Annotated in this window: 19 protein-coding genes; 11 read left to right on the top strand and 8 right to left on the bottom strand. The window is 45.4% G+C overall.

The features are described 5' to 3' along the window. Window positions 1-62: 62 nt before the first annotated feature. From FTV31_RS08835 to secF, 5 genes are all read left to right on the top strand, one after another. Window positions 63-917 carry a DUF4303 domain-containing protein gene (locus tag FTV31_RS08835; protein ID WP_180014337.1) on the top strand — a complete coding sequence of 285 codons (855 nt, stop codon included), beginning with the start codon at window positions 63-65 and terminating at the stop codon, window positions 915-917. 122 nt (window positions 918-1,039) lie between these two features. Further along, on the top strand, window positions 1,040-2,170 hold the full coding sequence (gene tgt, locus FTV31_RS08830) for a tRNA guanosine(34) transglycosylase Tgt (protein ID WP_004783611.1): 1,131 nt from the start codon (window positions 1,040-1,042) through the stop codon (window positions 2,168-2,170). Window positions 2,171-2,270: 100 nt separating this feature from the next. Next, window positions 2,271-2,600 carry a preprotein translocase subunit YajC gene (gene yajC, locus FTV31_RS08825; RefSeq protein WP_004783613.1) on the top strand — a complete coding sequence of 110 codons (330 nt, stop codon included), beginning with the start codon at window positions 2,271-2,273 and terminating at the stop codon, window positions 2,598-2,600. Between the two features lie 52 nt (window positions 2,601-2,652). After that, window positions 2,653-4,551 carry a protein translocase subunit SecD gene (secD, locus tag FTV31_RS08820; protein ID WP_180014335.1) on the top strand — a complete coding sequence of 633 codons (1,899 nt, stop codon included), beginning with the start codon at window positions 2,653-2,655 and terminating at the stop codon, window positions 4,549-4,551. Window positions 4,552-4,558: 7 nt separating this feature from the next. Then, the gene (secF, locus tag FTV31_RS08815) at window positions 4,559-5,533 is read left to right on the top strand and encodes a protein translocase subunit SecF (RefSeq protein ID WP_180014333.1); all 975 of its coding nucleotides are present in this window, start codon (window positions 4,559-4,561) and stop codon (window positions 5,531-5,533) included. A gap of 34 nt (window positions 5,534-5,567) precedes the next feature. Here secF and FTV31_RS08810 read toward each other — a convergent pair whose 3' ends face one another. From FTV31_RS08810 to cysM, 5 genes are all read right to left on the bottom strand, one after another. Next, a complete protein-coding gene (locus FTV31_RS08810; RefSeq protein ID WP_179992983.1) occupies window positions 5,568-6,239 on the bottom strand; it encodes a hypothetical protein in 672 nt (223 codons plus the stop codon). Between the two features lie 89 nt (window positions 6,240-6,328). Beyond that, entirely contained in the window at window positions 6,329-8,638 is a 2,310-nt protein-coding gene (locus FTV31_RS08805; RefSeq protein WP_180014331.1) for a bifunctional (p)ppGpp synthetase/guanosine-3',5'-bis(diphosphate) 3'-pyrophosphohydrolase, read from the bottom strand. A gap of 44 nt (window positions 8,639-8,682) precedes the next feature. Further along, window positions 8,683-10,059 (bottom strand): 23S rRNA (uracil(1939)-C(5))-methyltransferase RlmD, encoded by a 1,377-nt coding sequence (gene rlmD / locus FTV31_RS08800; RefSeq protein ID WP_180014329.1) that lies wholly within the window; start codon window positions 10,057-10,059, stop codon window positions 8,683-8,685. Between the two features lie 6 nt (window positions 10,060-10,065). Further along, window positions 10,066-10,884, bottom strand: coding sequence for a 3'-5' exonuclease (locus tag FTV31_RS08795; protein ID WP_180014327.1), 819 nt, complete (start codon window positions 10,882-10,884; stop codon window positions 10,066-10,068). Window positions 10,885-10,901: 17 nt separating this feature from the next. Then, window positions 10,902-11,831, bottom strand: coding sequence for a cysteine synthase CysM (gene cysM, locus FTV31_RS08790; RefSeq protein WP_034702431.1), 930 nt, complete (start codon window positions 11,829-11,831; stop codon window positions 10,902-10,904). Window positions 11,832-12,162: 331 nt separating this feature from the next. Here cysM and FTV31_RS08785 point away from each other — a divergent pair, with 331 nt between their 5' ends. The 5 genes from FTV31_RS08785 to rsfS all read left to right on the top strand — a co-directional run bounded on the left by FTV31_RS08785 (window position 12,163) and on the right by rsfS (window position 18,077). Then, window positions 12,163-14,970 carry an ATP-binding protein gene (locus tag FTV31_RS08785; RefSeq protein ID WP_179992987.1) on the top strand — a complete coding sequence of 936 codons (2,808 nt, stop codon included), beginning with the start codon at window positions 12,163-12,165 and terminating at the stop codon, window positions 14,968-14,970. A gap of 102 nt (window positions 14,971-15,072) precedes the next feature. Next, on the top strand, window positions 15,073-15,861 hold the full coding sequence (locus FTV31_RS08780; protein WP_180014325.1) for a crotonase/enoyl-CoA hydratase family protein: 789 nt from the start codon (window positions 15,073-15,075) through the stop codon (window positions 15,859-15,861). Window positions 15,862-15,897: 36 nt separating this feature from the next. Then, window positions 15,898-16,764: an NAD(P)-dependent oxidoreductase gene (locus FTV31_RS08775; RefSeq protein WP_180014323.1), complete on the top strand. Its 867-nt coding sequence runs from the start codon at window positions 15,898-15,900 to the stop codon at window positions 16,762-16,764. Window positions 16,765-16,805: 41 nt separating this feature from the next. Beyond that, a complete protein-coding gene (locus FTV31_RS08770) occupies window positions 16,806-17,594 on the top strand; it encodes a hydroxypyruvate isomerase family protein (RefSeq protein ID WP_180014321.1) in 789 nt (262 codons plus the stop codon). An 81-nt stretch (window positions 17,595-17,675) separates the two neighbouring features. Beyond that, window positions 17,676-18,077, top strand: a complete 402-nt coding sequence (gene rsfS, locus FTV31_RS08765) for a ribosome silencing factor (RefSeq protein WP_004783634.1) — start codon at window positions 17,676-17,678, stop codon at window positions 18,075-18,077. A gap of 319 nt (window positions 18,078-18,396) precedes the next feature. Here rsfS and FTV31_RS08760 read toward each other — a convergent pair whose 3' ends face one another. From FTV31_RS08760 to FTV31_RS08750, 3 genes are read right to left on the bottom strand one after another with little or no spacing between them, the layout of a single operon-like run. Next, entirely contained in the window at window positions 18,397-19,842 is a 1,446-nt protein-coding gene (locus FTV31_RS08760; protein ID WP_159123084.1) for an NAD(P)(+) transhydrogenase (Re/Si-specific) subunit beta, read from the bottom strand. Window positions 19,843-19,845: 3 nt separating this feature from the next. Beyond that, window positions 19,846-20,169: a proton-translocating transhydrogenase family protein gene (locus FTV31_RS08755; protein ID WP_004783638.1), complete on the bottom strand. Its 324-nt coding sequence runs from the start codon at window positions 20,167-20,169 to the stop codon at window positions 19,846-19,848. An 11-nt stretch (window positions 20,170-20,180) separates the two neighbouring features. Beyond that, a complete protein-coding gene (locus tag FTV31_RS08750) occupies window positions 20,181-21,308 on the bottom strand; it encodes a Re/Si-specific NAD(P)(+) transhydrogenase subunit alpha (protein WP_034170850.1) in 1,128 nt (375 codons plus the stop codon). A gap of 968 nt (window positions 21,309-22,276) precedes the next feature. On the opposite strand from FTV31_RS08750, the gene FTV31_RS08745 reads away from it, so the two are divergent. Next, entirely contained in the window at window positions 22,277-23,464 is a 1,188-nt protein-coding gene (locus FTV31_RS08745) for an MFS transporter (RefSeq protein WP_180014319.1), read from the top strand. The last annotated feature ends 2 nt before the right edge of the window (window positions 23,465-23,466 follow it).

Raw genomic sequence — 23,466 nt, 5'->3', positions numbered from 1 at the left:
GATGCAATAGCGAGAGATAAAGCAATACACTTATAAAAACCCAATAAAAAGAATAAAAAATCATGCTGGATTATTTAGAACACTTGCAACAGACGCTGGTCAAGGAATTTTATCAGCTGTATGACCGCTATCAGGATGATCACATCTATGCCTGTAGTTTGGTCTTTGATGAATTTTTGCTGCTGGATGATCTGGCGATTTCCACAGAACGTAGCATTTTTCAGGACCCTGAAGATTCACAGCAATATCTGGCAGAACGGGATCGCTGGAATGTACGAAAATGGCGCTATAGAACTCAAGCCTCTTCACAATCTGAACTCATGCCTTTTAAAACTTTGCTGGCAGAGTATTTTAAAACCCAACATAGTTTTGGCCATCCTGTCTTAGCTCAACAAAAACAGCTTCCTGCTACTCACTTGGATTTATTGCTAGAAACTTTTAAACAAGCCAAACGCAAATTATCTGAAGCTTATGGTCTGGATCTAGATTCGATTATTTTTTTCCTCAGCGTTCCGACCCAACCTGAATGTGAATACCAATCTGCACTTGAACTCAATTCCGACAGTCGCTTATTGCAGGACTTTTTAACTTCCCGACAAGCTCAGCCTTTGCCTGCATCCCATAAACGCTTCAAGCTTTCGCAAAGCGATAAAGATATCCTAATTGATCTGGAACAGATGCTGGCTATGGAGCCTTATGACTATTTGCAAGTGGCGCAGGATGCCTATTTACTGACGCTGGAATCTTATTTTGTCGACAGCAATATCTATATCCAGAAACTGATCCAGCATATTGCTGCCATGGCGGCTGAACCTGACGGCAGCTGTGCTTTGAGCCGGGAAGAAATCATGCAGCGTTTACAGCAGTTTTCTGCAAACTCACCTCTTTCACTTGATCTTTCCTTTATTCATCGATAAATAAAATTACAGAGTGAATTCTCTACAATGCTGGCGTTTAAGGTCAGAATCAAGGAAAATAGCGCCCTTTAATTCGCATTAGTAATCAGCGAACTGTTTTTTCGCCTTGATTTGGAACTCTTATGAAGTTTGAAAAATTAGGTCAGTCGGGTCGTGCCCGTCGTGGTCGTTTAACGCTTGAACATGGCGTAGTAGAGACACCTGTCTTTATGCCAGTTGGTACTTATGGCACGGTTAAAGGCATGTTGCCACGTGATGTTGAAGGCATTAAAGCGCAGATTATCCTCGGTAATACCTTCCACCTGTACCTGCGCCCGGGTCTTGAAGTCATCAAGCAGCATGGTGGCCTGCACGGTTTCATGAAATGGGATAAACCGATTCTGACTGACTCAGGCGGCTTCCAGGTCTTTAGTCTGGGTGCAATGCGCAAGATTGAAGAAAAAGGCGTGACCTTCCGCTCCCCGATCGATGGTTCAAAAGTTTTCCTTTCACCTGAAATTTCGATGGAAATTCAGCATACGCTGAACTCCGATATCGTGATGATTTTTGATGAATGTACGCCTTATCCAGCGACCCATGAAGAAGCGCAAAAATCTTTGCAGCTGTCTTTACGTTGGGCTGAGCGCTGCAAGAAGCATCATCATGACGAACTCAACAATAAAAATGCCCTGTTCGGGATTATTCAGGGCGGGATGTATGAAGACCTGCGTGATGAATCCTTAAAAGGCCTGCTTGAGATTGACTTCGACGGTTATGCGATTGGCGGTCTGTCCGTTGGCGAACCGAAAGAAGAAATGATCAAGGTACTGGATTATCTTCCGAACAAAATGCCGGAAAATAAACCGCGTTACCTGATGGGTGTCGGCAAACCGGAAGATATCGTTGAAGGCATCCGTCGTGGTGTAGACATGTTCGACTGCGTCATGCCAACCCGAAATGCACGTAACGGTCATTATTTCGTGACTGATGGTCTGGTGCGTATCCGTAATAGCCAATACCGTCATGATCAAAGCCCGCTTGATCCACATTGCGATTGTTATACCTGTCAGAACTTTACCCGCGCTTATCTGTTCCATTTAGAGAAATGTGGAGAAATGCTGGGTTCTATGCTCGGTACCATCCATAACCTGCGTTATTACCAGCGTTTTACCGAAGATATCCGCAATGCGCTGGATAACGGAACTTTTGATGAATTTGTTCAGGACTTTTACGCTCGTCGTGGCCTGGAAGTTCCACCTTGTCCACAAGATTAATCTTTCAGCATTTGCGCTGAGGAAAAAGACAGGGTAAATTGCAAGAATATGTCAATTTATTATCAAGTTGATCACCAGTTTTTTATTTTAGGAAAATGAAATGAGCCTATTTATTTCGACTGCTCACGCTGCAGGTGAAGCTGCACAACAACCAAGCTTGATGGCTAACCTTTTGATGATTGCGGTTTTTGTTGCAATCTTCTATTTCTTGATCTGGCGCCCTCAATCAAAACGTGCCAAAGAGCACCGTGCTCTGGTTGACAGCCTTGGCGTAGGCAGCGAAGTCGTTTTTGCAGGCGGCTTAATGGGCAAAATCACTAAAATTGAAGGTGATTTCGCAGTGGTTGAGTTGAGCCGCGGTGTAGAAGTCAAAGTTCAACGCGCGAGTGTGATCTCAGTTCTGCCTGAAGGCACTTTAAATAACATTTAATCAAAATTAGTCGTGCTCCCCGCACGACTTTTTCATTTTAAGAAGAAAACGAATGCGTTACCCAGCATGGAAATATGTGCTGATCCTGGTTGTCCTGGTGGTCAGTACTTTATATGCCCTGCCAAGTTTGTATCCAGATGAACCTGCTGTACAGATTTCGGGTGCCAAAGCCGGTACTCAGATTGACGCAGGCATCGTACAAAAAGCAGAGCAGATTTTAACAACTGAAAATATTGCAACTCACGACAATAGCTTTAGTAATAACGCTGCTTTATTACGTGTAAATTCAAGTGAAGCACAGCTGAAAGCCAAAGAAGCTTTACGCCGTGGTTTAGGTGATGAATACGTCGTAGCACTTAACCTTGCTCCAACCACCCCAGAATGGCTACAGAAACTTGGTGCCAAACCAATGAAACTGGGTCTGGACTTACGTGGTGGTGTTCACTTCCTGCTCGAAGTGGATATGGAAAAGGCGATTGCACAGCGCATGGACACCTCTGCAACTGACCTGCGCCGTCAGCTGCGTGATAACAACCTGAAATTCAACAGTCTGAATTTAAGCAATAACACCATTGTTGTGCAGTTTGCCAATAATGATGATCGTGCTGCCGTCATGGATTTCTTGCGCCGTAATGGCAATGAATTCAACCAGCAGGCAGTGGCGACTGAAACCGGTTCGACTTTACGCCTCAACTATACCGATACGCGTAAGCAAGAAATCGAATCTTATGCGGTGAACCAGAACTTGACTACTTTACGTAACCGTATTAACGAGTTAGGTGTGGCTGAAGCATTGGTACAAACCCAAGGCAGTAACCGTATTGTGGTTGAACTACCGGGTGTACAGGATACCGCAGAAGCAAAACGTGTCTTAGGTCGTACGGCGAACCTGGAATTCCGTCTGGTTTCTGATCTGAATGATCAATATATCGATCCTTATACTGGCCAATTAAGTGGTACAGCTCCAGCAGGAACTCAGGCGTTTGCTTATGAATCTCTGGACAGTGGTCGTCAGTTATTGCTGAACCGTAACCGTATTTTGACCGGTGAACGCGTACAAAATGCATCTTCTGGCTTTAGTCAGGATACTGGCGGTGCTGAAGTTAATATTACTTTGGACAGCGCTGGCGGTAAATTGATGGCAGATGCCACACGTAATGCCGTAGGCAAACGTATGGCGGTACTGTTCATCGAGAACAAGCAAAAGATCAGCTATGTTGAAGATCCGGCAACTGGTGCACAAACTGAAGTGCGTACACCATATACCGAATCTGTGGTAATTAACGCTGCAACCATTCAGGCAGTATTGGGTTCTCAATTCCGTATTACCGGTCTGGACTCACCTCAGGAAGCTTCTGAGCTTGCCCTGATGCTACGTGCCGGCGCTCTGGCTGCGCCAATGTACTTCGTTGAAGAACGTGTGATTGGTCCAAGTCTGGGTCAGGAAAATATTGATAAAGGCGTACTCTCTACTCAAATCGGCTTCATTCTGGTAGCAATCTGGATGGTCGTATTCTTCCGTCTATTCGGTGTCATTGCCAACTTCGCACTGGTTGTTAACCTGGCGATGATTCTGACAGTGATGTCATGGATTGGCGCTTCCCTCACCCTGCCGGGTATTGCCGGTATCGTGATTACTATCGGTATGGCGGTCGATGCCAACGTACTGATCTGTGAGCGGATACGGGAAGAAATGAAATGGGGCGCCTCGCCGAAACAGGCAATTGTGGCCGGTTATGATCGGGCCTATAACACCATTTTCGACTCGAACTTAACTACCTTCCTGGTAGCGTTCATTCTGTTCGCAATTGGTACTGGTCCGATCAAAGGCTTTGCTGTCACCCTGATGATTGGTATTGTCTGCTCGATGTTTACGGCGATTACGGTAACCCGTGCGATCGTACAGATCATCTATGGCAAAAAACGTAACTTGAAAAAGTTGAGCATTTAGGAGATCGATGATGACTGAAAATACTCAACTGAATCAAAAACAGTATGGTCGTCCTGAAGACGAACGTATCATTCCGTTTATGAAGATTGCATTGCCTGCGGCAGTGTTCTCTATCATCCTGACGGTTGCCAGCATCTTCTTTATTGCGACTAAAGGCTTGAACCTCGGTCTGGACTTTACCGGTGGTGTATCAGCAGAGCTGAACTATACCAATCCGGTAAAACCTGATGATGTAACTCAGGCACTCAGCAAAGCTGGCTTTGATGATGCTGTCGTGCAGACGCTGGGCGCGGAACGTGACCTGATGGTACGTATGCCGGTTCAGGAAGATATTGAAGCAGAAGACCTTACCAAAGCCGTTACTGCAGCAGTTCAGCTGCCAGGCAATGCGGCTCAGGTACCTAAGGTCGATGTAGTCGGTGGACAGGTCGGTAATGAGCTGTATGTACGTTCTGCGGGTGCAGTTGCTCTTGCCCTCTTGCTGATGCTGGTCTATGTCACTATCCGCTTTGAGTTCAAACTGGCGATGGGTGCGGTACTGTCATTGTTCCACGATATCGTGGTGACGATTGGTATTTTTGCCATGATGCAGTGGCCATTTGACCTTACAGTTCTGGCTGCACTACTGGCGATCATCGGTTTCTCACTCAACGATAATATCGTGGTCTCTGACCGTATCCGTGAGAACTTCCGTAAGATCCGGGGTGCCGAACCTGTTGAAATTATCAATATTGCCTTGACTGAAACCTTACGCCGTACCATTCATACTTCTATGACATTATTACTGGTTGTAGTTGCCATGATGATCATGGGCGGTGCTGGTCTGAAATGGTTCTCGATTGCGATGTTTGTAGGTGTCTTTGTCGGTACCTATTCTTCGATCTATATCGGTACAGCCTTCGCCCTATGGCGTGGTCTGAATCGTCAGGACTTTATTGTTCAGGTGAAACCAGAATTTGAGGACGAAAATCAGCTTCCATAAGCTGCCCGTTTTCGATTTCACTATTCAGCCCATCTTATGATGGGCTGAATTTTTTCTGGTCTAAGAAAATTGAATGCTGAGGCACTATGGCAATCACAGGATGGATTTTAGCTACATCAGACTTTTGGAAACTGACCTTGCGGCTTTCATCCAGACTTTGGATCTGATAGCTGTCCTGGTTTTCCGACATCAGCTCCACAATGAGTTGCAGTCCATTAATTAAATAAAGACACGCTAAGCCAGATGACTGTAATACAGCTTGCGCATCACAGACCAACCACCAGCCTGCTTTTAGGCTCGGAAAATAATATTGTCCTGTGACCTGAATGGCATAATGCTGAAGCTCCAATTTAAGCCATGGTAAAAGTCTTTCTGCCGAATCTATAGTTTTCATTTTAAAGGCTTGCTGCTCAACAACCTGCATCTGGAACAAAGTTATTTTTACAGGACTAGATGCCACTTCAATGACAGGTGCTTCAGCACGATCCAATATTAAACATTCCAAACCCAGTTGCTGTTCAAGTTCTCGTGCAGCCTTTTCTCCAATCTGGCGCTTACTGTTCAATAGCTGGGTAATATAGGCTGCAGACAGACCAAAGTGCTCGCAAATCTCTTTGCCATTGTTAAACTGCTGGCTATCAATCAACTGATCAATCACTTTGGCTAGATTATTTCGTCTCAGTTCAAATATTTCCGTGGCACTCATGTTATTTGCTCTTCTCCCTCTTAAGCACACCTTATAACAAAAAAGCCCGCAATTGAATTGCGGGCTTTTCTAATCGTGCCTAAAAAGAATCAGTTGCCTTGTACCAGACGACGGGCACTTATAATTCCCGGCTGCTGTTCAAGACGGGCCAATAGTTTGGAAAGTTGAGCCAGACCTTTAACTTCGATCAACAGCTTCATATTGGCAATACCATCTGCTTCAGAAATAGTATTTACCTGACGGATATTGATCTGATCCGAGAAAATCACCTGAGTCAGATCTTTGAGCAGACCACGACGGTCATAGGCTTCCACCACGATCTGTACACTTTGGCCACGAGTCGGCTGCATTTCCCAGTCGGCTTCTACTGCACGTTCCGGTTCTTGCGAGATCATGCGTACATAATCCGGACAAGCTACCTTATGGATGCTTACACCGCGATTCAGCGTAATATAACCCGCTATCGATTCACCATGCACCGGCTGACAGCACTGGGCTACATGCAGTTCGACGTTATCCAGACCATCAATCAGAATACCATGTGCAGATAAGGTATGGCTGGCACGCGGATTCAAGGCTGGTTTCAGCACCAGTTCAGGCTCATCCTGATCCAGATGCATATGACGGTTCACCTGATTGATCAGGGCATGCAGGCTGATATCACCATTCACCAGACCAATCAGAATGTCTTCGCCACTCTTCACATTGAAATGGTTGCAATAATCACCCAGATCAATTGATTTTGGATGAATTGCCAGACGTGCCAATTCTTTATTCAGAATTTCACGACCCACTTCCAGGTTCTTACTGCGATCCTGCTGACGGAACCAATGACGTAACTTGTCACGGGCACGGGCAGTCTTGATATAACCCAGTGAATTAACCAACCAGTCCCGATTCGGTTCACGGTCTTTCTTGGTCAGAATCTCAACCTGTTCACCGGTTTTCAAGGCATAGGTTAAAGGTACATAGCGCTGGTTGACCCGGGCCGCATAGCACTTGTTGCCGACTTCCGTATGCACATGATAGGCAAAGTCGAGTACGGTTGAACCCCGTGGTAACTCTTTAATATCACCATCACGGCTGAACACATAGATTTTTTCGAAGCCTTCAAAATCTTGAATATGCTCAAAATTTTCAACTTCCTCTTCTTCATCTTTATGTGCACTGGCTTCATTGCGTTCTTGATAATGCTCAATCACTGCACGCAAGGAATGCAGACGATGATTAAAGGAAGTATCGGTATTTTTCGAGCCTTCCTTATAGTTAAAGTGCGAGCATACGCCAAGCTCGGCCTCTTCATGCATCGTATAAGTACGAATCTGCACTTCAAGTGACTTGTTTTCCGCAATCACAGCTGTGTGCAAAGAACGATAGCCATTGGCTTTCGGATTGGTAATATAGTCATCAAACTGATGCGGAATATGTCGCCACAATTGATGTACGATCCCGAGCGTGTGATAACACTCAGGCACGCTTTTCACCAGTACACGCAGCGCACGGATGTCATACAGCTGGTCGAAGCTCAGGCTTTTGCTTTTCATTTTCCGATAGATCGAATAAATGTGCTTTACCCGGCCATTAATTTCAGCTTCAATGCCGTATTCTGCCAGCTCTTCACGCAATTTATCAATCACAAACTGAATATATTGTTCACGTTCCAGACGCTTTTCATTCAGCAGAGAGGCAATTTCTTTATAGCGTTCCGGCGCCAGATAGCGGAAGGCCAGATCTTCGAGCTCCCATTTCAGCTGGGCAATCCCGAGACGATGCGCTAAAGGAGAATAAATGGTGAGGATTTCTCGTGCGACCCGTTCTTGCCGTTCACGTGAAGAATTGGCCAGCTCACGCAGTGCATAGGTACGTTCTGCCAGCTTGATTAACACGACGCGGACATCTTCTGTCACTGAAATCAGCATCTTGTAAATGCCAGACAGATGTTCACGCTGGTTATTATTAAAATGGTCTTCCAGGCGTTTATTTTTTTCAATCAGCTCAGACAGCTTACCCATGGACAGCGTGCCTTTGACCAGACTGTAGACCTGTTCACCGAATTTTTCCTGCACTTCTGTCAATGGCATAACGCCTTCACGTACTGCGCGGTAAAGCATGGCAGCAGACAAGGTATCTTCATCGACATAGAGATGCGCGAGAATATCCGCCATTTCAATACCGGTATAGAAGGTATTAGAGCGATGCTGAACCGTACTTTGTAGCTCTTTTTCTAAGGTTAAACGGGCAACTTCTTCGAGCTGCTTCAGGGGAGCCCCGTCTAATATGCCACGAACCCGATCTAACCATTCAGTCAGATCCTGCTGTGCTTGTTCGGCATGTTCTACAGTCGCCTCCTGTGACAACTCATTGAGCCGCCCAGGCAGTTGCTCACGTACTGTGACCATACCCTTCTCCTACTTTTAGATACATCATCTCTTTGATCGTTTATTTAATTTTCTTTTTCGAACAAGGCAATCGACTCGACATGTCCGGTATGCGTAAACATATCCATCACACCGGCTTTGGTTAGTTGATAACCCTGTTGTATCAGTAGCCCTGCATCTCTTGCAAGCGTAGCAGGATTACATGACACATAAACGATTCTTTTGGCACCAAACTGAGGAATATAATGCATGACTTCTTCTGCTCCAGCACGTGGCGGGTCGATTAATAATGCATCAAATCCTTGATTTGCCCAAGACTGGTGCGAAAAATCTTTGGTTAAATCTTGTGAATAGAACGAAACTTGTGCAATACCATTATTGTTAGCATTTTCCGCACCGCGTTGCACCATTTCCTCACTTCCCTCAACCGCAACCACCTGACCAGACGCACCAACACAGCGCGCCAGTGGCAAAGAAAAGTTTCCTAATCCACAAAACAGATCCAGAACGCGTTCGCCCTGCTGTAATTGAAGCAAATCACATGCCAAGCGCACCATTTGCGGATTGATCGTTGAATTGACCTGAGTGAAGTCCAATGGATTAAAACCGAATTCCACATCAAAGTCATCAAGACCATAGTGTAAGCGTGCTGCCTGTTCAGGCTCATCAATCCGCTTCAAATAATCTTGGCCTGCAGGCTGCAAATAAAGCTGCCAACCTTTCTCTAACGTAAATTGGCGCAATCGGTTGACATCTGTTACCGATAATTCTGCGGTTTCACGAATGAGCAACGCAATGTCATGATCACCCATAGCCAATTCTATATGACCAATATCTGCCTGACCATCGAGACTTTGGAGCAATTGTTTAAGACGTGTAACCGATCCAAACTCGCGATCCAGAATCATGCAACGGTCAATCGAAGTCAGTTTGTTGGACTGGTTTTCACGAAAACCGACCACCAGCTTGTCTTTTTGAGGCAGATAACGCACCCCAATCCGGGCTTTACGACGGTAATCTTCACGTTGTGAACGTAGCGGTGGCAACCATTCTTCAGGCTGGATCCCGGCAAAATGCTGCAAATGTGATTTCAGAACATTCTGCTTAAGTTCAATTTGGGCATCGGGATGGATATGCTGCATATTACAGCCACCGCATACGCCAAAATGCGGACACACAGGTTTGACCCTGATCTCGGAAGCCTCACTGAGCAATTCAAGGCTATCCGCCTCTTCCAGTTTTTTGACTTCACGGGTAATGCGGGCACGAACGGTTTCACCCGGCAAGGCATAACGGATAAAGACTTTCTTGCCATGCTTTTCAAGCGGATGATCCAGATGTGAACCATAGTGAGCGATGCCACGTCCTTCATGTGAGAGTGATTCAACCTGAAAAATATACTCGGATTGCGGTGCTGGACGTGGTTGTGCTCGACGTTTCATGAAAACCTAGGATGTGGAGATGGGAAAATCAAAACGGGTGAATTCAGTTCTTTGTGAGGTTTCACGCCAGACTGATAAAAAATCTGCATGTTGCGGCTGGGTATACAGATATTGAATCGTACTCTGCACCAGATGCTGATAATCAGGCAACATCAACTGGCCTTTTAGCAACAGCCAGCGAATATAAACCAACCAGGTATTGAGCACATCACCTTCGCAATAGCTGGTGAGTTCGCTCCATTGCTGGTTACGTACATATTCCGGTACATGATAGCCACCATCGCCACGCTTGCCTGGATAACCCAGTAAATGAGCAACATCATCCAGTTTCTGAAAATGACGAGCATGAAACATGGCCATGACATCCATCAAATCGACGTGACGCTGATGGTAACGATTCTGGTAGTTATTATAACGCTTTTGCGTATCAATTTCGCCCTGATCGAACAGACTTGGGGCAGATAAACCATGATACATGGCCCGATAAAGAATAACCGGCAGGTCAAATTGTGAGCCATTCCAACTGACTAGCGTCGGATGACGCTTGTCAAAAATGGATAAGAATTTTTTTAAAATTTCTGCTTCACTGTATTGTTCACGGCTGAAAGAAAACAGGCGCATACCCTGTTCATCCATCCATAAACCGGAAATACAGACAATTTCATGCAAAGGCAGACGCTGAAAGTCCGAGCCTGATTCCTGACGGCGTAACTTGGTCAGGGCCTGATCCAGATCAGCCTCGGGCAGATCCAGACCAAACAGATGCGCGCCTGATTTAAGATCGGTTTGGGTTTCAATATCGAAAGTTAAAACAGGCAGGCGCATAAAAGATTTCTCAAAAATTATTCAGGGTCTTGTACAGAGAACAAGCCTGTAGACAGGTAACGGTCACCACGGTCACAGATGATACATACAATCACTGCATCCGGATTTTCTTCTGCAAGCTTGATCGATGCCCAAACTGCACCGCCAGAAGATGTACCGGCACTGATGCCTTCTTTTTGCGCCAATTTACGCATGGTGCGTTCCGCTTCAATCTGTGGAATATCGATAATACGGTCGATACGGCTACGATCAAAAATCGTTGGCAAATATTCTTCTGGCCAGCGACGGATACCGGCAATGCTAGAACCATCAGATGGCTGTAGGCCCACAATCTGAATATCCGGATTCATTTCTTTCAGATATTTAGATACGCCCATGATTGTACCTGTAGTACCCATTGAGCTGACAAAGTGCGTAATCTTGCCGCCAGTTTGCTGCCAGATTTCAGGACCAGTGGTCAGATAATGTGCTTCGACATTGTCCGGGTTACCAAACTGGTTTAACACCAGACCTTTACCTTCAGCCTGCATTTGCAAGGCCAGATCACGCGCACCTTCCATGCCCTGCTCTTTGGTCACTTCAATCAGTTCAGCACCATAAGCACGCATTGCGTCCTTACGTTCCTGACTCATGTTATTCGGCATAATCAGCTGCATCTTGTAACCACGCATGGCCGCAACCATCGCCAATGCAATCCCTGTATTTCCGCTGGTCGCCTCAATCAAGGTATCACCCGGTTTGATCTGTCCGCGCTTTTCCGCCTGCATGATCATGTTATACGCTGGACGGTCCTTGACCGAGCCTGCCGGATTATTTCCTTCGAGTTTTGCGAGTACTGTGGCTTGAGTGTGACTAGCCAGACGCTGCAAACGCACCAGTGGCGTTTTGCCTACATAATGGTCCAGTAAAAATTCGTCTGCTTGAAAATCAGGGGTGGTATTACTCATTATTTGCACCTATATCGAGGTGCGGCTATTGTATGAAAAAATGCATTTCCCTGCACCCATTTATAGCAGTGCTTTTGCATAAAACTGTATAAATCACAATCGGCATGGCCAATTCATCCCGTTTTAGCTTGATAAAACTCCTCAATCGTGACAGTGACTTAGCTCACTTCTCCCCCTGAAAAGATTTGCTTAAACACCCATAATGACTGTTCAGCGCAATGGTTCTTATTTTCTGCGTTAATCTGGAGCTTTAGAAAAATAATGCTGAAATTTTAACAGTAGATTTAAAGCATGCTAATATGCAAAGCATAAGGAAAATACTGCTTGAATCATGTCAAATATCAACAAAAAGCTGTTTAAACGCCTACACTTAAATCATGCTTATGGACAGCTGATTGCACTGATTTTTGTACCCATTACTATTCTGGCCTGTGTCGGCGCTGCTCTGGTCATCTCGGAAACTTCCAATGCCGCACGTGCCCAGCAAAAGCAGATGGCCATTGCGATTCTGACCCGTTTTCAGGCCACTTCTGAATATGCGCTGGACATTTTGAGCCTTTATCCATGGCAATATGAACAAGCTCATGACGCCATGCAAAATATGCTGAATGAAAAGCATCTGGTTCGTGCGGCTATTCTGGATGAAAATGGTAAAAGTAAACTCGGTATTGGGTTTCAGGAACAGGCGCCTTGGCCGGACTTTAAAAAAGACGGCAATTTTGTTGGCCCGATCTTAGATAAAAACAATCATATTTATGCAGTCAAAGTAAATGAAAATGGCATGAATGCAGGCTGGCTGGCGATCGAACTGGACAATCAGCCCTTAGAAATTGCCCGCTACCGGGTCCTGATCGTTTTGATTGCGACCGGCTTATTGACCTTATTGCTCTTGTTGTTATGTCTGAATTTCTATTCTCGTCGCTGGATTGCACCGATGTATGAAATTCGCATGCAGCTGCAACGCCTGAATGCCGACACCCTAGATCAGCATATGGTGATTAACAGTACCGGTGAATTGCGTCTTTTGCAGCGTGATATTGCCAATGTGGTGAAACGTCTGCATTTCAGTTTTCTGGAATTGCGCGAGCATACCGAACAGACTGAAGATGATTTGCGCCGTACTCTAGATACTTTAGAAGTTCAAAATATTACTTATCGTCAGGCACGTGATCAGGCGATTTCGGCCAACCAGGCCAAGTCGGTGTTTCTGGCCAATATTTCCCATGAATTACGCACACCCTTAAATAGTATTGATGGTTTTATTCACCTGCTGCTGCGTCAAGGCAATCTTAGCAATGAGCAAAGCCTGTATTTACAGACCATCCGCAAATCTTCTGCGCATCTGCTGGCCCTAATCAATGATGTACTGGATTTCTCCAAGATCGATGCCGGCAAACTGGAACTGGAAACCGCACCTTTTGATCTGGAAGAAGCCATTTTCGATGTGATGGACATGCTCTCACCACTGGCTGCACAGAAGCATATCGATATGGCGTTCTACTTTGCAGACAATGTGCCAAAACATGTGATTGGTGATGTACTACGCTTCAAGCAGATTCTGACCAACCTGATTTCCAATGCGATCAAGTTTACTCCAGATGGCGAAATCATTGTTCGGGCACGCATGGAGCATGATGATATCGGACAATGTCTGCTGCATTTTAGCGTTCAGGACAGCGGCATTGGCCTGAGCGGAACTGACCGCAAGAAACTGTTTGAATCGTTCTCGCAAGGCGATACCTCGGTCACCCGCCAATTCGGTGGTACAGGTCTAGGACTGGCCATTTCTAAACAGCTGGTTCACCTGATGCATGGTCAAATCGGCTTTGAAGATAACCAGGAACGCGCTCCAACAGAAAAAGGCTCAACCTTCTGGTTTACCGCCCAATTCCCGGTGGATGAAGATATTGTTCATGAACATCCGGACTTCAGTGATCTGACCGTTGTGTCTTATCTTGCCCATCCGGCAACAGCGAATGTTTTGAGACATTATCTGGAAAATTATCGCGTCAAACATATTGAGTCGACGTCCATTCTGGATCTGTTCAGTCGTCTGAACCATTTACAAAATATCGAGAATACCTGGCTGATTGTCGACCATAGTGGCGATAGCCAGGCTCTACTGACAGAGATTCGCTCTCGCTATCAGGGACATCTGGCTGTGTATGGTTATCAGATGCAGCTTGATCCGAACATGCTGAATGACCATCGTGCCCGTGCCCTGCATCAGCCCCTGAGTCGTAGTGCCCTGATTCAGCTACTCGGCAATCAACCCGTCTTCGATCAGGAACAGCATGAAGACTTTAATGGTCAGGGACTGCATATTCTGGCTGTTGATGACCATCTGCCGAACCTGATTGTTCTAGAAGCCTTACTGGCCGAACTGAATGTCACCACAACCAAAGCCATTAGCGGACAGGAAGCGATTGATATCATTCAGAGTCGTTATGAACAGGGCCTGCCATCTTTTGATCTGGTGTTTATGGATATCCAGATGCCAGTGATGTCCGGTATCGATACCACCCGTGCAATCCGTTCACTGGAATCAACTTTTGAAAATCATCAGCGTCTGCCGATTATTGCCCTGACGGCACATGCCCTTTCCGATGAGAAACAGAAACTGCTACAAAATGGTATGGATGATTATGTCACTAAGCCTATTCAGATTGATCAGATCGTGCAGATCCTGACGCATTGGACGACTGAGAGTTTTAAAAAGATTCCGGTGCTGGAACGTGCCAATGTCATTGATGCGCTAGATCCGAATATTCTGGACTGGCAGCAAAGCCTGCAACTGGCGGCCAATAAAGAAGATCTGGCCGTCGATCTGCTCAGCATGCTGGTCGACAGTTTTGAAAAAGAGCTGGATGAAATTGAGCAATTAATTGAGCTGGAAGATTTTCCGCAGCTGGAACATGTTTTGCACCGTCTCTATGGGGCTACTCGTTATGTCGGCACACCGACTCTGCAAAAAGTTACCGGAAGTTTTGAGCAGTTTGTCTCGACCTTGCGTAAGGAACGCCGTAAGGCCGATGACAGTTTTGTTCAGGAAGTACTGAAATATCTGGATGAACTGAAAGCAGTGATTGAGCAGGTAGAACAGGCAGCTCAGCAAATTTTAAACAAGCATAGTGGTTAAAAAATTACTGTTTTAATCACTCATATCTGTATGACTGCGCTGTCATGCAAGCACAGATCGCTCATGCTATGCTCGCTTACAGAAAAATTAAGGATGAATACCATGTCACTTGTGCGCTTTGAAAAAAATAATGGAATTGCCACGGTTACTATCAGCCGTCCAGACAAACGTAATGCCATGAGCTTTGCCCTGCTGCGTGAACTGGTGCAGATTGCGAACCGGATTAAAAAAGACAAGTCGGTGCGGTGTGTCATTTTAACCGGTGAAGCGCAAGTCTTTAGTGCCGGTATTGACTTGGCCGATTTAAATAATCCTAAAAATCGGGCCTATGCGGCCTGGGAACTGATTCGTCCTGGACAGAGCTTATTTCAGAAAGCTTTTCTGGTCTGGCAGGAACTGCCTGTACCCGTCATTGCAGCCATTGAAGGTTTCTGCTTTGGTGCAGGTATGCAACTTGCGTTGGCTGCGGATATCCGGATCGCGCATCCTGCGACCAAAATGTCAATTATGGAAACTCGTTGGGGTCTAGTACCAGACATGGGGCTAACGCGTTCACTCAAAGGTCTGATTGGGATTGATCTGGCCAAAGAGCTGACCTTAACCGCACGTATTTTTGAAGGTGCCTATGCCAAAGAAATTGGCCTGATCACCCATGTTGATGAACAGCCATTAGCAAAAGCACAAGCTTTGGCTGAAGAAATGTTACAACGCTCTCCAGATGCCTTGATGGCCTCTAAATTTGTGCTGGATGCGATGGAGCACAAACCCAACAAGTCATTGCGTATGGAAAAAATCTGGCAGCTTAAACTGTTACTCGGTAAAAACAGTCAACTGGCACGCAAGAAGGATAAAAATCCGGACGTGCAGTTTGTGCCACGTCAATATCGATAATTATGACTGAAGCAAAATCAAAAGATGAGAGATAAAATGCAATTCGATCATGATAGCAAAATTGCCTTTTTAGGTATGGGACTCATGGGCAGTCGTATGGCAACCCGCTTGCTAAAAGCAGGTTTTCAAGTTGCAGTCTGGAACCGTACGGCCAGTGCCTGCGATCCTTTGTTTGCTCTTGGAGCCACTCCGCTATCTCTAGATCAAATTGCAAATTATCCGGTTATTCTGACTTGTCTGGCAGATGATGCCGCAGTGCAATCGGTCTTTGAGCAGATTCAGCCCAATCTGGTGGCTGGACAGGTTATTGTCGATTTTTCCAGTCTTTCCGTACATCAAACCAAAACTCTAGCTGAACAGGCCCGAGCTAAACAAGCGATCTGGATTGACTCTCCTGTGTCTGGCGGTACAGCCGGTGCAGAACAAGGCACGCTAGTCATCTTCGCTGGTGGTGATACAGAAACTATTACCGCACTTGATCCCATCTATACCGTGCTTTCACAACGTGTTACTCGTATGGGGGATACGGGAACCGGTCAGGCGACTAAAATCTGTAATCAGCTGATTGTGGCAGCGAATAGCACCTTGATTGCTGAAGCAGTAGCTTTGGCTGATCGTGCCGGTGTAGATACTGCCCTGCTTGCACCAGCATTAGCCGGTGGTTTTGCTGACTCCAAGCCTTTTCAGATTCTGGCCCCACGTATGGCCAGCCAGACGTTTGAACCCGTGCAATGGAAAGTGCAGACACTGTCGAAAGACCTGAACAATGCGGTGCAACTGGCTGCTACTTTATCTTTGGATATCCCTGTGGCAAGCCAGGCCCTGTCTCAGCTCAAAGCCCATCAGCAAGACGGATTTGCTGAGGCCGATCTGGCTACTGTAATCAAGCACGTAGACCATTAAATATTTCATTTCAATATTCTGCCTTGAGCAAGGAAAAGCCCATGACCAAACTCGCCGTTAACCTCTCCATGATTTTTACGGAAGTACCGCTGTTAGAACGTTTTGCCTTGGCTCATGCGCACGGTTTTAAACATGTGGAAATCCAGTTCCCCTATGAACTGAGTATTGAGCAGATTCAGCAGCAGCTTCAGTTGCATGATCTGGATATCTGCCTGATTAATGTGCCTGCCGGTGATCTGATGCAAGGTGGACACGGTCTTGCTGGTATCCCTGGACAGGAAATCGAGTTTCGTCATGCCGTAGAGCAAGCCATTCAATATGCGACTGCTCTGAATGTGCCGAGTGTTAATATTCTGGCCGGCAAACAGCCACTGTATTGTGATCTGCTTCCTTGCCTGAACACCTTGGCGAGTAATCTAAAAATTGCCTGCTCCATGCTCTCTGATTATCAGATTCAGCCGGTCTTTGAAATGATCAACGGTCAGGACATGCCACGCTTCCTGATTCAGAATGTGGCTCAAGCTCAGGAGATGCTGGAAGCTGTCAATCATCCTGCCTTAAAAATGCAATATGACTGTTATCATATGGCCATGATGGGTGAAGATGTACTTGAAGCCTTAAAAGAAAATATTGCAGAGATTGGTCATATCCAGTTTGCAGACTGCCCGGGGCGTCATCAACCCAATACCGCTTCCATTCCATATTATGAGATTTTTCAATGGTTAGAGAATAGCCAATACAATGGTTATGTCGCAGCCGAATATAAGCCTCTGGGAACTTCGGGAGAGTCCTTTGGCTGGAAAGAACAGTTCTTCCCGGAGTATGACTAAAGCGATGGAAGGTACATTTGAAATTTTGGGCTAAAACCGCTATATTAGATCATGCATAATTGTTAGGAAATTATACTCCCTATGAATTTAGAACCATCGCCCAGCGCTTCTAATTCTCACGATCACACTATGAATTCTCATGCACAAGCAGTAAACGCATGCTTAAAAGTTGTACATGCAGCCCTTGAAGATGTAAAGGCTAAAGAAGTTGTTCAGCTTGATGTTGCTAGCATCAGTAACGTGGCAGATGCCATGGTGATTGCAAGCGGTACATCAACCCGTCATATCAAATCACTTGCAGACAATGTTGCTGAAGAAGCACGTAAAGCAGGTTTCCGTCCGCTTGGTATCGAAGGCGAACGTGATGCAGAATGGATCCTGATTGATCTAGGTTTTGTTGTAGTGCACTGCATGCTGCCTACAGCGCGTAAATTCTATGACCTAGAAAGCCTATGGCGCAATCCTGCAGATTCTGTAGCATAAATATCGAATATTCAAAAAAAGCGACCTATGTAGGTCGCTTTTTTTATATTGTTTAACTTGAATTAACGTAGAAATTTATGGATCACTAACTTTAATAAATTCGCTTTTTGATCAGATTTAATCAGTCAGCCCATTTTTTAAACGTTTTGTTGCAATTTTATCTAGACCAATTTTCTAAAAATAAAACACCATAGCTAATTTTATTTTGTAATTCTTCCCGATTCACCTTTTATATAGGAAGGAGAATTTATCTGTAATTTAAATGGAAAAACCCCCCTTTTAAAAGGAGGATTTAAGATGATTCAGCGAATGGAAAGTCTTAGTGACCTGTACCATTAATCGCTTTAGTCATATCTTCCACAACTTTCTTCGCATCACCGAAAATCATCATGGTCTTGTCGTTATAGAACAAGTCATTGTCCAGACCTGCATAACCGGTCGCCATAGAACGCTTGATGACCATGATGGTACGCGCCTTGTGAGCTTCCAGAATTGGCATGCCGTAGATCGGTGAGTTCGGATCGTCTTTTGCAGCCGGGTTTACAACGTCGTTTGCACCAATAACCAGTACTACGTCAGTTGCCGGGAAGTCCGAGTTGATCTCGTCCATTTCCAGAATGTCTTCATAAGGAACATCAGCTTCTGCAAGCAATACGTTCATATGACCTGGCATACGACCAGCTACCGGGTGAATCGCAAAACGTACAGTCACGCCCTGCTCTTTCAGCAAGTTTGCCAGTTCTTTGACTGCGTTTTGTGCACGGCCTTGCGCCATACCATAACCCGGTACAATGACAACGCTGTCTGCATTTGACATCAGGAAGCCAGCATCATCTGCAGAACCTGAACGGTAGTTACGTTGCACTTGTGCACCCGCAGCAGCTGTCGGCGCAGCTGCACCACCCATCGCACCACCAAACAATACATTGATGATTGAACGGTTCATCGCTTTACACATGATGTAAGACAGAATCGCACCTGAAGAACCGACCAGCGAACCCGCAACGATCAGCATGTTGTTTTCCAGTGTGAAACCAATCCCTGCTGCTGCCCAGCCTGAGAATGAGTTCAACAGCGAAACCACAACCGGCATATCGCCGCCGCCTACTGGCGCAATCCATACCCAGCCAAATGCTAGTGCAAGACCAGTCATTGCCCAGAAAGATGTCATGCTACCTGTCAGGAAGAAGTGAATCCCTGCTGCCAGCATTGCAATAAAGATCAGAGCCTGAACCGGTTTTACCCAGCCACCTGAAATGGTTTTTGCCCATTTCTTTGCAGCCAGCTTACCGTATGCAAATACAGAAGCAGTAAAGGTAATCGCACCCACAAAACAGCCCACAAACAGTTCAAACAGGTGAACCTTGCTCATTTCATGGAAAGTCACACCATTTGCAGCTAACAGGTCCGGACCCAATTCAACCAGCTTGTTGTTATGGATAATTGCGGCAACTGCAATCAGTACCGCAGCCAGACCCACCAGTGAGTGCATGAGTGCCACAGTTTCTGGCATCTGGGTCATTGGTACAGTACGTGCACGCGCAATACCCACCACTGCACCCGCAGCCATTGCTGCAAGAATCATCCAGACTACTGGATTTTCAGCAACAAAGAATGTGGTCACTACAGCAATCGCCATGGCAATCATACCGTAGCGGTTACCTGCAATTGCAGTTTTAGGACCAGATAAACCACGTAGCGTTAAGATAAAAAGAACGGCGCCAATCAGGTAGAACCAATCCGCATACTCTCGAATAAATTCCATGGTTTAACCCTCTTTTTTCTTTTGCTTAGGTTTGAACATTTCCAGCATACGTGCAGTCACGGCAAAGCCACCGAAAATATTAATGCTCGCCAGAAATACTGCGATTGCCCCCAGTACACTCACCACGTTAATGGTCTGGAAATCCACGCTGCCTTCAACGCCCACCATTGGCAGGCCAACGGTCTGAATCATTGCGCCCACGATAATGATCGAAGACAAGGCATTGGTCACCGCCATCAATGGCGTATGTAGTGCTGGTGTTACCCCCCAAACCACGTAGTAACCCACGAAGATGGCCAGGACGAAAATCGTAATTGTTTCAACCATGAGTCTGCTCCTTAACCACGTTTTAACAGCACTTGGCCGCCGTGAGTGACAAGTAGGGCTTTTTGAATTTCATCTTCCTGATTCAGGACAAAGTTCTTGTCTGCATCAAAAAGTGTTTCAACAAAGTTATAGACGTTACGTGCATATAGCGCTGAAGCTTCAGTCGATACCGTTGATGGAATATTTGGAACACCCAGAATCTTCACACCGTTTTCAGTCACAACAGTTTCGCCGCACTTAGAACCTTCAACGTTACCGCCTGATTCCACTGCCATATCCAGAATCACTGAGCCTGGTTTCATCTTGGCTACAGTTTCAGCACGGATTAAGCGTGGTGCATCACGACCTGGTAACAAGGCAGTGGTAATCACGATATCGGCATTCGATACCGCTTTATCGACAATCGCTGCCTGATCCTTGATGTACTGTTCACCTGGCATCCAGCCATAACCGTTTTTAGCTGCTTCATCAGCACGTGCCTGCTCTTCAGGAGACATCGGTACGTCTAGCCATTTACCGCCCAAAGACTCAACCTGATCTTTGGCAGTCGGACGAAGGTCAGTTGCTTCTACGACTGCACCTAGGCGTTTCGCTGTTGCAATTGCTTGAAGGCCTGCTACCCCGACACCCATGATCACGACACGAGCCGGTTTTACCGTACCTGCCGCTGTCATCAGCATTGGGAACATGCGCTGATATTCAGCAGCGGCTAATAGCACTGATTTATAACCTGCAAGGTTCGCTTGCGAAGACAATACGTCCATGTTTTGCGCACGTGACAGCGTACGTGGCAAAAGCTCAAGAGCAAAGGCAGACACATTCTGTGCCGCGAACTGGTCAAGCTCGGTATTGCGGTATGGGTCAAACATCGCTACAACCGTGGTGTTGGCTGACAGCTTTTGAATTTCCTCACCCTTCGGTGCACGAACTTTCAAAACTATCTGGCTACCGGTGTAGGCATCATCCGTAATTTTGGCACCAACTTGCTCATAGGCACTGTCGATGTAGGCAGCTTTAACACCTGCTCCACGTTCGATCACCACACTATGACCAGCGCTGATCAATTTCTTTACTGTCTCAGGCGTCGCAGCGACGCGATTTTCACCGACGACAGTTTCGGCTGGAATTCCAATCTGCATGAGCGTCCCTCAAGCTAATTTTTTCTTAAGTAAACACCGTGATTTACGGTGCTTCCCCTCAGGATGTGTTTTTGTTGAATTTTTGGATTCTAATTAAACTTCTAGAAATTACTACCTATTATTTATTTAATAAATACCCATATTTTGAACTGACGATTCATAAAAATGATGCTGTCATATAGCATTTATTAGTTGAGCCTGATTATTTTGATTTGCTGAATTTATAAACGATATTCATTCTCTTGAACGATGACTGTTTTCCTGGTTATTTTTTATTAGATTACTTTTTGTTTTATTTTGTTACATTGATCATTCTGACAGATATTTCATTTTTCCTGCTAAGCAAATCTTTATTTCAAATGAACTGATAAAGCTTAAATTAAGGCGCTTTTCTAGGGCAGTTTTCTGTTTTTGACCTTTTTGACAAATTTAATCTACTTTGGAATATCCATTTTTAATATCTAAAAATACTGTTTTCCTATAACTTTTTCATTTTTCACTCATAAAAAATATGAATTGATGATGAAAAAATTGATTGGGGATTCACTTATTTGACTTATTCAGCTCAAGTCTTAAGACTTGCCTGAAATAGGTGAAAAAAATATTCTGCAACATTTATTATATTAATACTTAGCCCACTGTCAGATTTACAAATTCTTTATTTTGCACCATTTTTGGGCAATCAATGATTTAGATTGATCTCTGTCACTTGGTTTTAAATGAGATGACTTAATACAAAGCGCTTCCACGTACATTTTCTTAAGTGAAAAAGTTAAATTTCTAGCGAATTTTCATCTCTTCTTAATCCAGAAAAGTACTTTTTTGTAGCACTTCCCTTCTATGAGTTCGAGTACTTTGCACTATTTTTCTACTTTTATCCTGACGGGTTTTCGCCTATAGTGCCTGCAACTTATGCATCATCTTTGATGTTCTTTATAAAAATTCTCCCTGAGCTTAAGGTACTTGCCATGACTCCTCCTCTCGATATCAGTCAAAATAAATCTTTGTTATGGCTGATGGCGATCGCATGTGGTTTATGTGCAGGTGCAAACTATTATTGCCAACCGCTCATCTCCTCGATTCAGCAATATTATCAGGTACCAGAATCCCAAGTGGCGCTGACCGTGACCTTTGCGCAGGTGTCGTATGCCTTGGGCCTGCTGTTTATTGTGCCTTTAGGAGACATGCTGAATAAGTCCAGACTCATTCCTTTTTTGATGTTTGGTGCCGCCTTAGGCTTGCTGATCTGTGCCACAGCAGTCAACCTGCCAATGCTCTGGGTGGGGACTATCATTGCCGGGCTATTTTCTGTTGCTGCCCAGATTCTGATTCCTTTAGCTACGATGGCCGTCCGACCTGAAAAAACCGGAGAAGTGGTCGGTTTTCTCATGAGTGGCTTATTAGTCGGTATCTTATTGTCGACCAGTATTGCCGGATTGCTTTCAGACCTGTTTCACTGGAAAACCATTTATGCGCTCAGCAGTATGGCACTGTTGGTTTTGGGCTTTTACTTAAAAGGACAATTACCTAGCATGCCGCGTATGCGCATCAGCTATGCAGCAATTTTTAAATCCATGGGTATGTTACTGCGTGAGGAACCTCGACTGGGCTTACGCTCCCTGATTGGTGCATGTGCCTTTGCAGCCATGAGCATGCTGTTTTCAACCATTGCCCTGCTGCTGACCCAAAAACCTTTTCATCTTTCTGATGTGATGGTGGGCCTAGTAACCCTAGTTGGTGTTTTCGGTGCGCTATCAACTCAAGTTATAGGCAAATGGGCGGATCGTGGTTATATCAATATCCTGACCTGGATTGGCTGTTCAATTCTGGCAGGAAGCTGGCTATTTTTATATTTTGGTGGCATATCTCTGCTCAGTTATATTCTGGGTTATGCCCTGATTAACTTAGGTCTGGCGATTACTCATAGCTGTAATCAGAACGTGATTTTCCGCTTGCGCCCGGATGCCAAATCACGACTGAACTCTATTTACATGACGCTGTATTTTATTGGTGGTGCCTGTGGTTCAGCTCTGGGGGTATATGCTTGGCATCATGGTGGCTGGAGCATGACCTGTCTGTTTGGGCTTGGCTTGGCACTATGCGCTACCCTGTTTGCGCTAATTGATCAATGGCAGCAACATCGAGCAAGAGCTTAAAC

The organism is Acinetobacter sp. YH16031 (assembly GCF_013417335.1).
Classification (GTDB): Bacteria; Pseudomonadota; Gammaproteobacteria; order Pseudomonadales; family Moraxellaceae; genus Acinetobacter.
This window is presented reverse-complemented; position numbering and strand designations above follow the sequence as displayed.

Bases quoted from the DNA above. Each gene is read 5' to 3' on its own strand.
- FTV31_RS08805 (WP_180014331.1), bottom strand. From the start codon at position 8,638: ATGGTCACAGTACGTGAGCAACTGCCTGGGCGGCTCAATGAGTTGTCA.
- FTV31_RS08835 (WP_180014337.1), top strand. From the start codon at position 63: ATGCTGGATTATTTAGAACACTTGCAACAGACGCTGGTCAAGGAATTT.
- cysM (WP_034702431.1), bottom strand. From the start codon at position 11,831: ATGAGTAATACCACCCCTGATTTTCAAGCAGACGAATTTTTACTGGAC.
- FTV31_RS08780 (WP_180014325.1), top strand. From the start codon at position 15,073: ATGTCACTTGTGCGCTTTGAAAAAAATAATGGAATTGCCACGGTTACT.
- FTV31_RS08760 (WP_159123084.1), bottom strand. From the start codon at position 19,842: ATGGAATTTATTCGAGAGTATGCGGATTGGTTCTACCTGATTGGCGCC.
- FTV31_RS08755 (WP_004783638.1), bottom strand. From the start codon at position 20,169: ATGGTTGAAACAATTACGATTTTCGTCCTGGCCATCTTCGTGGGTTAC.
- tgt (WP_004783611.1), top strand. From the start codon at position 1,040: ATGAAGTTTGAAAAATTAGGTCAGTCGGGTCGTGCCCGTCGTGGTCGT.
- secD (WP_180014335.1), top strand. From the start codon at position 2,653: ATGCGTTACCCAGCATGGAAATATGTGCTGATCCTGGTTGTCCTGGTG.
- FTV31_RS08770 (WP_180014321.1), top strand. From the start codon at position 16,806: ATGACCAAACTCGCCGTTAACCTCTCCATGATTTTTACGGAAGTACCG.
- FTV31_RS08775 (WP_180014323.1), top strand. From the start codon at position 15,898: ATGCAATTCGATCATGATAGCAAAATTGCCTTTTTAGGTATGGGACTC.
- FTV31_RS08745 (WP_180014319.1), top strand. From the start codon at position 22,277: ATGACTCCTCCTCTCGATATCAGTCAAAATAAATCTTTGTTATGGCTG.
- yajC (WP_004783613.1), top strand. From the start codon at position 2,271: ATGAGCCTATTTATTTCGACTGCTCACGCTGCAGGTGAAGCTGCACAA.
- FTV31_RS08810 (WP_179992983.1), bottom strand. From the start codon at position 6,239: ATGAGTGCCACGGAAATATTTGAACTGAGACGAAATAATCTAGCCAAA.
- FTV31_RS08750 (WP_034170850.1), bottom strand. From the start codon at position 21,308: ATGCAGATTGGAATTCCAGCCGAAACTGTCGTCGGTGAAAATCGCGTC.
- FTV31_RS08795 (WP_180014327.1), bottom strand. From the start codon at position 10,884: ATGCGCCTGCCTGTTTTAACTTTCGATATTGAAACCCAAACCGATCTT.
- rlmD (WP_180014329.1), bottom strand. From the start codon at position 10,059: ATGAAACGTCGAGCACAACCACGTCCAGCACCGCAATCCGAGTATATT.
- rsfS (WP_004783634.1), top strand. From the start codon at position 17,676: ATGAATTTAGAACCATCGCCCAGCGCTTCTAATTCTCACGATCACACT.
- secF (WP_180014333.1), top strand. From the start codon at position 4,559: ATGATGACTGAAAATACTCAACTGAATCAAAAACAGTATGGTCGTCCT.
- FTV31_RS08785 (WP_179992987.1), top strand. From the start codon at position 12,163: ATGTCAAATATCAACAAAAAGCTGTTTAAACGCCTACACTTAAATCAT.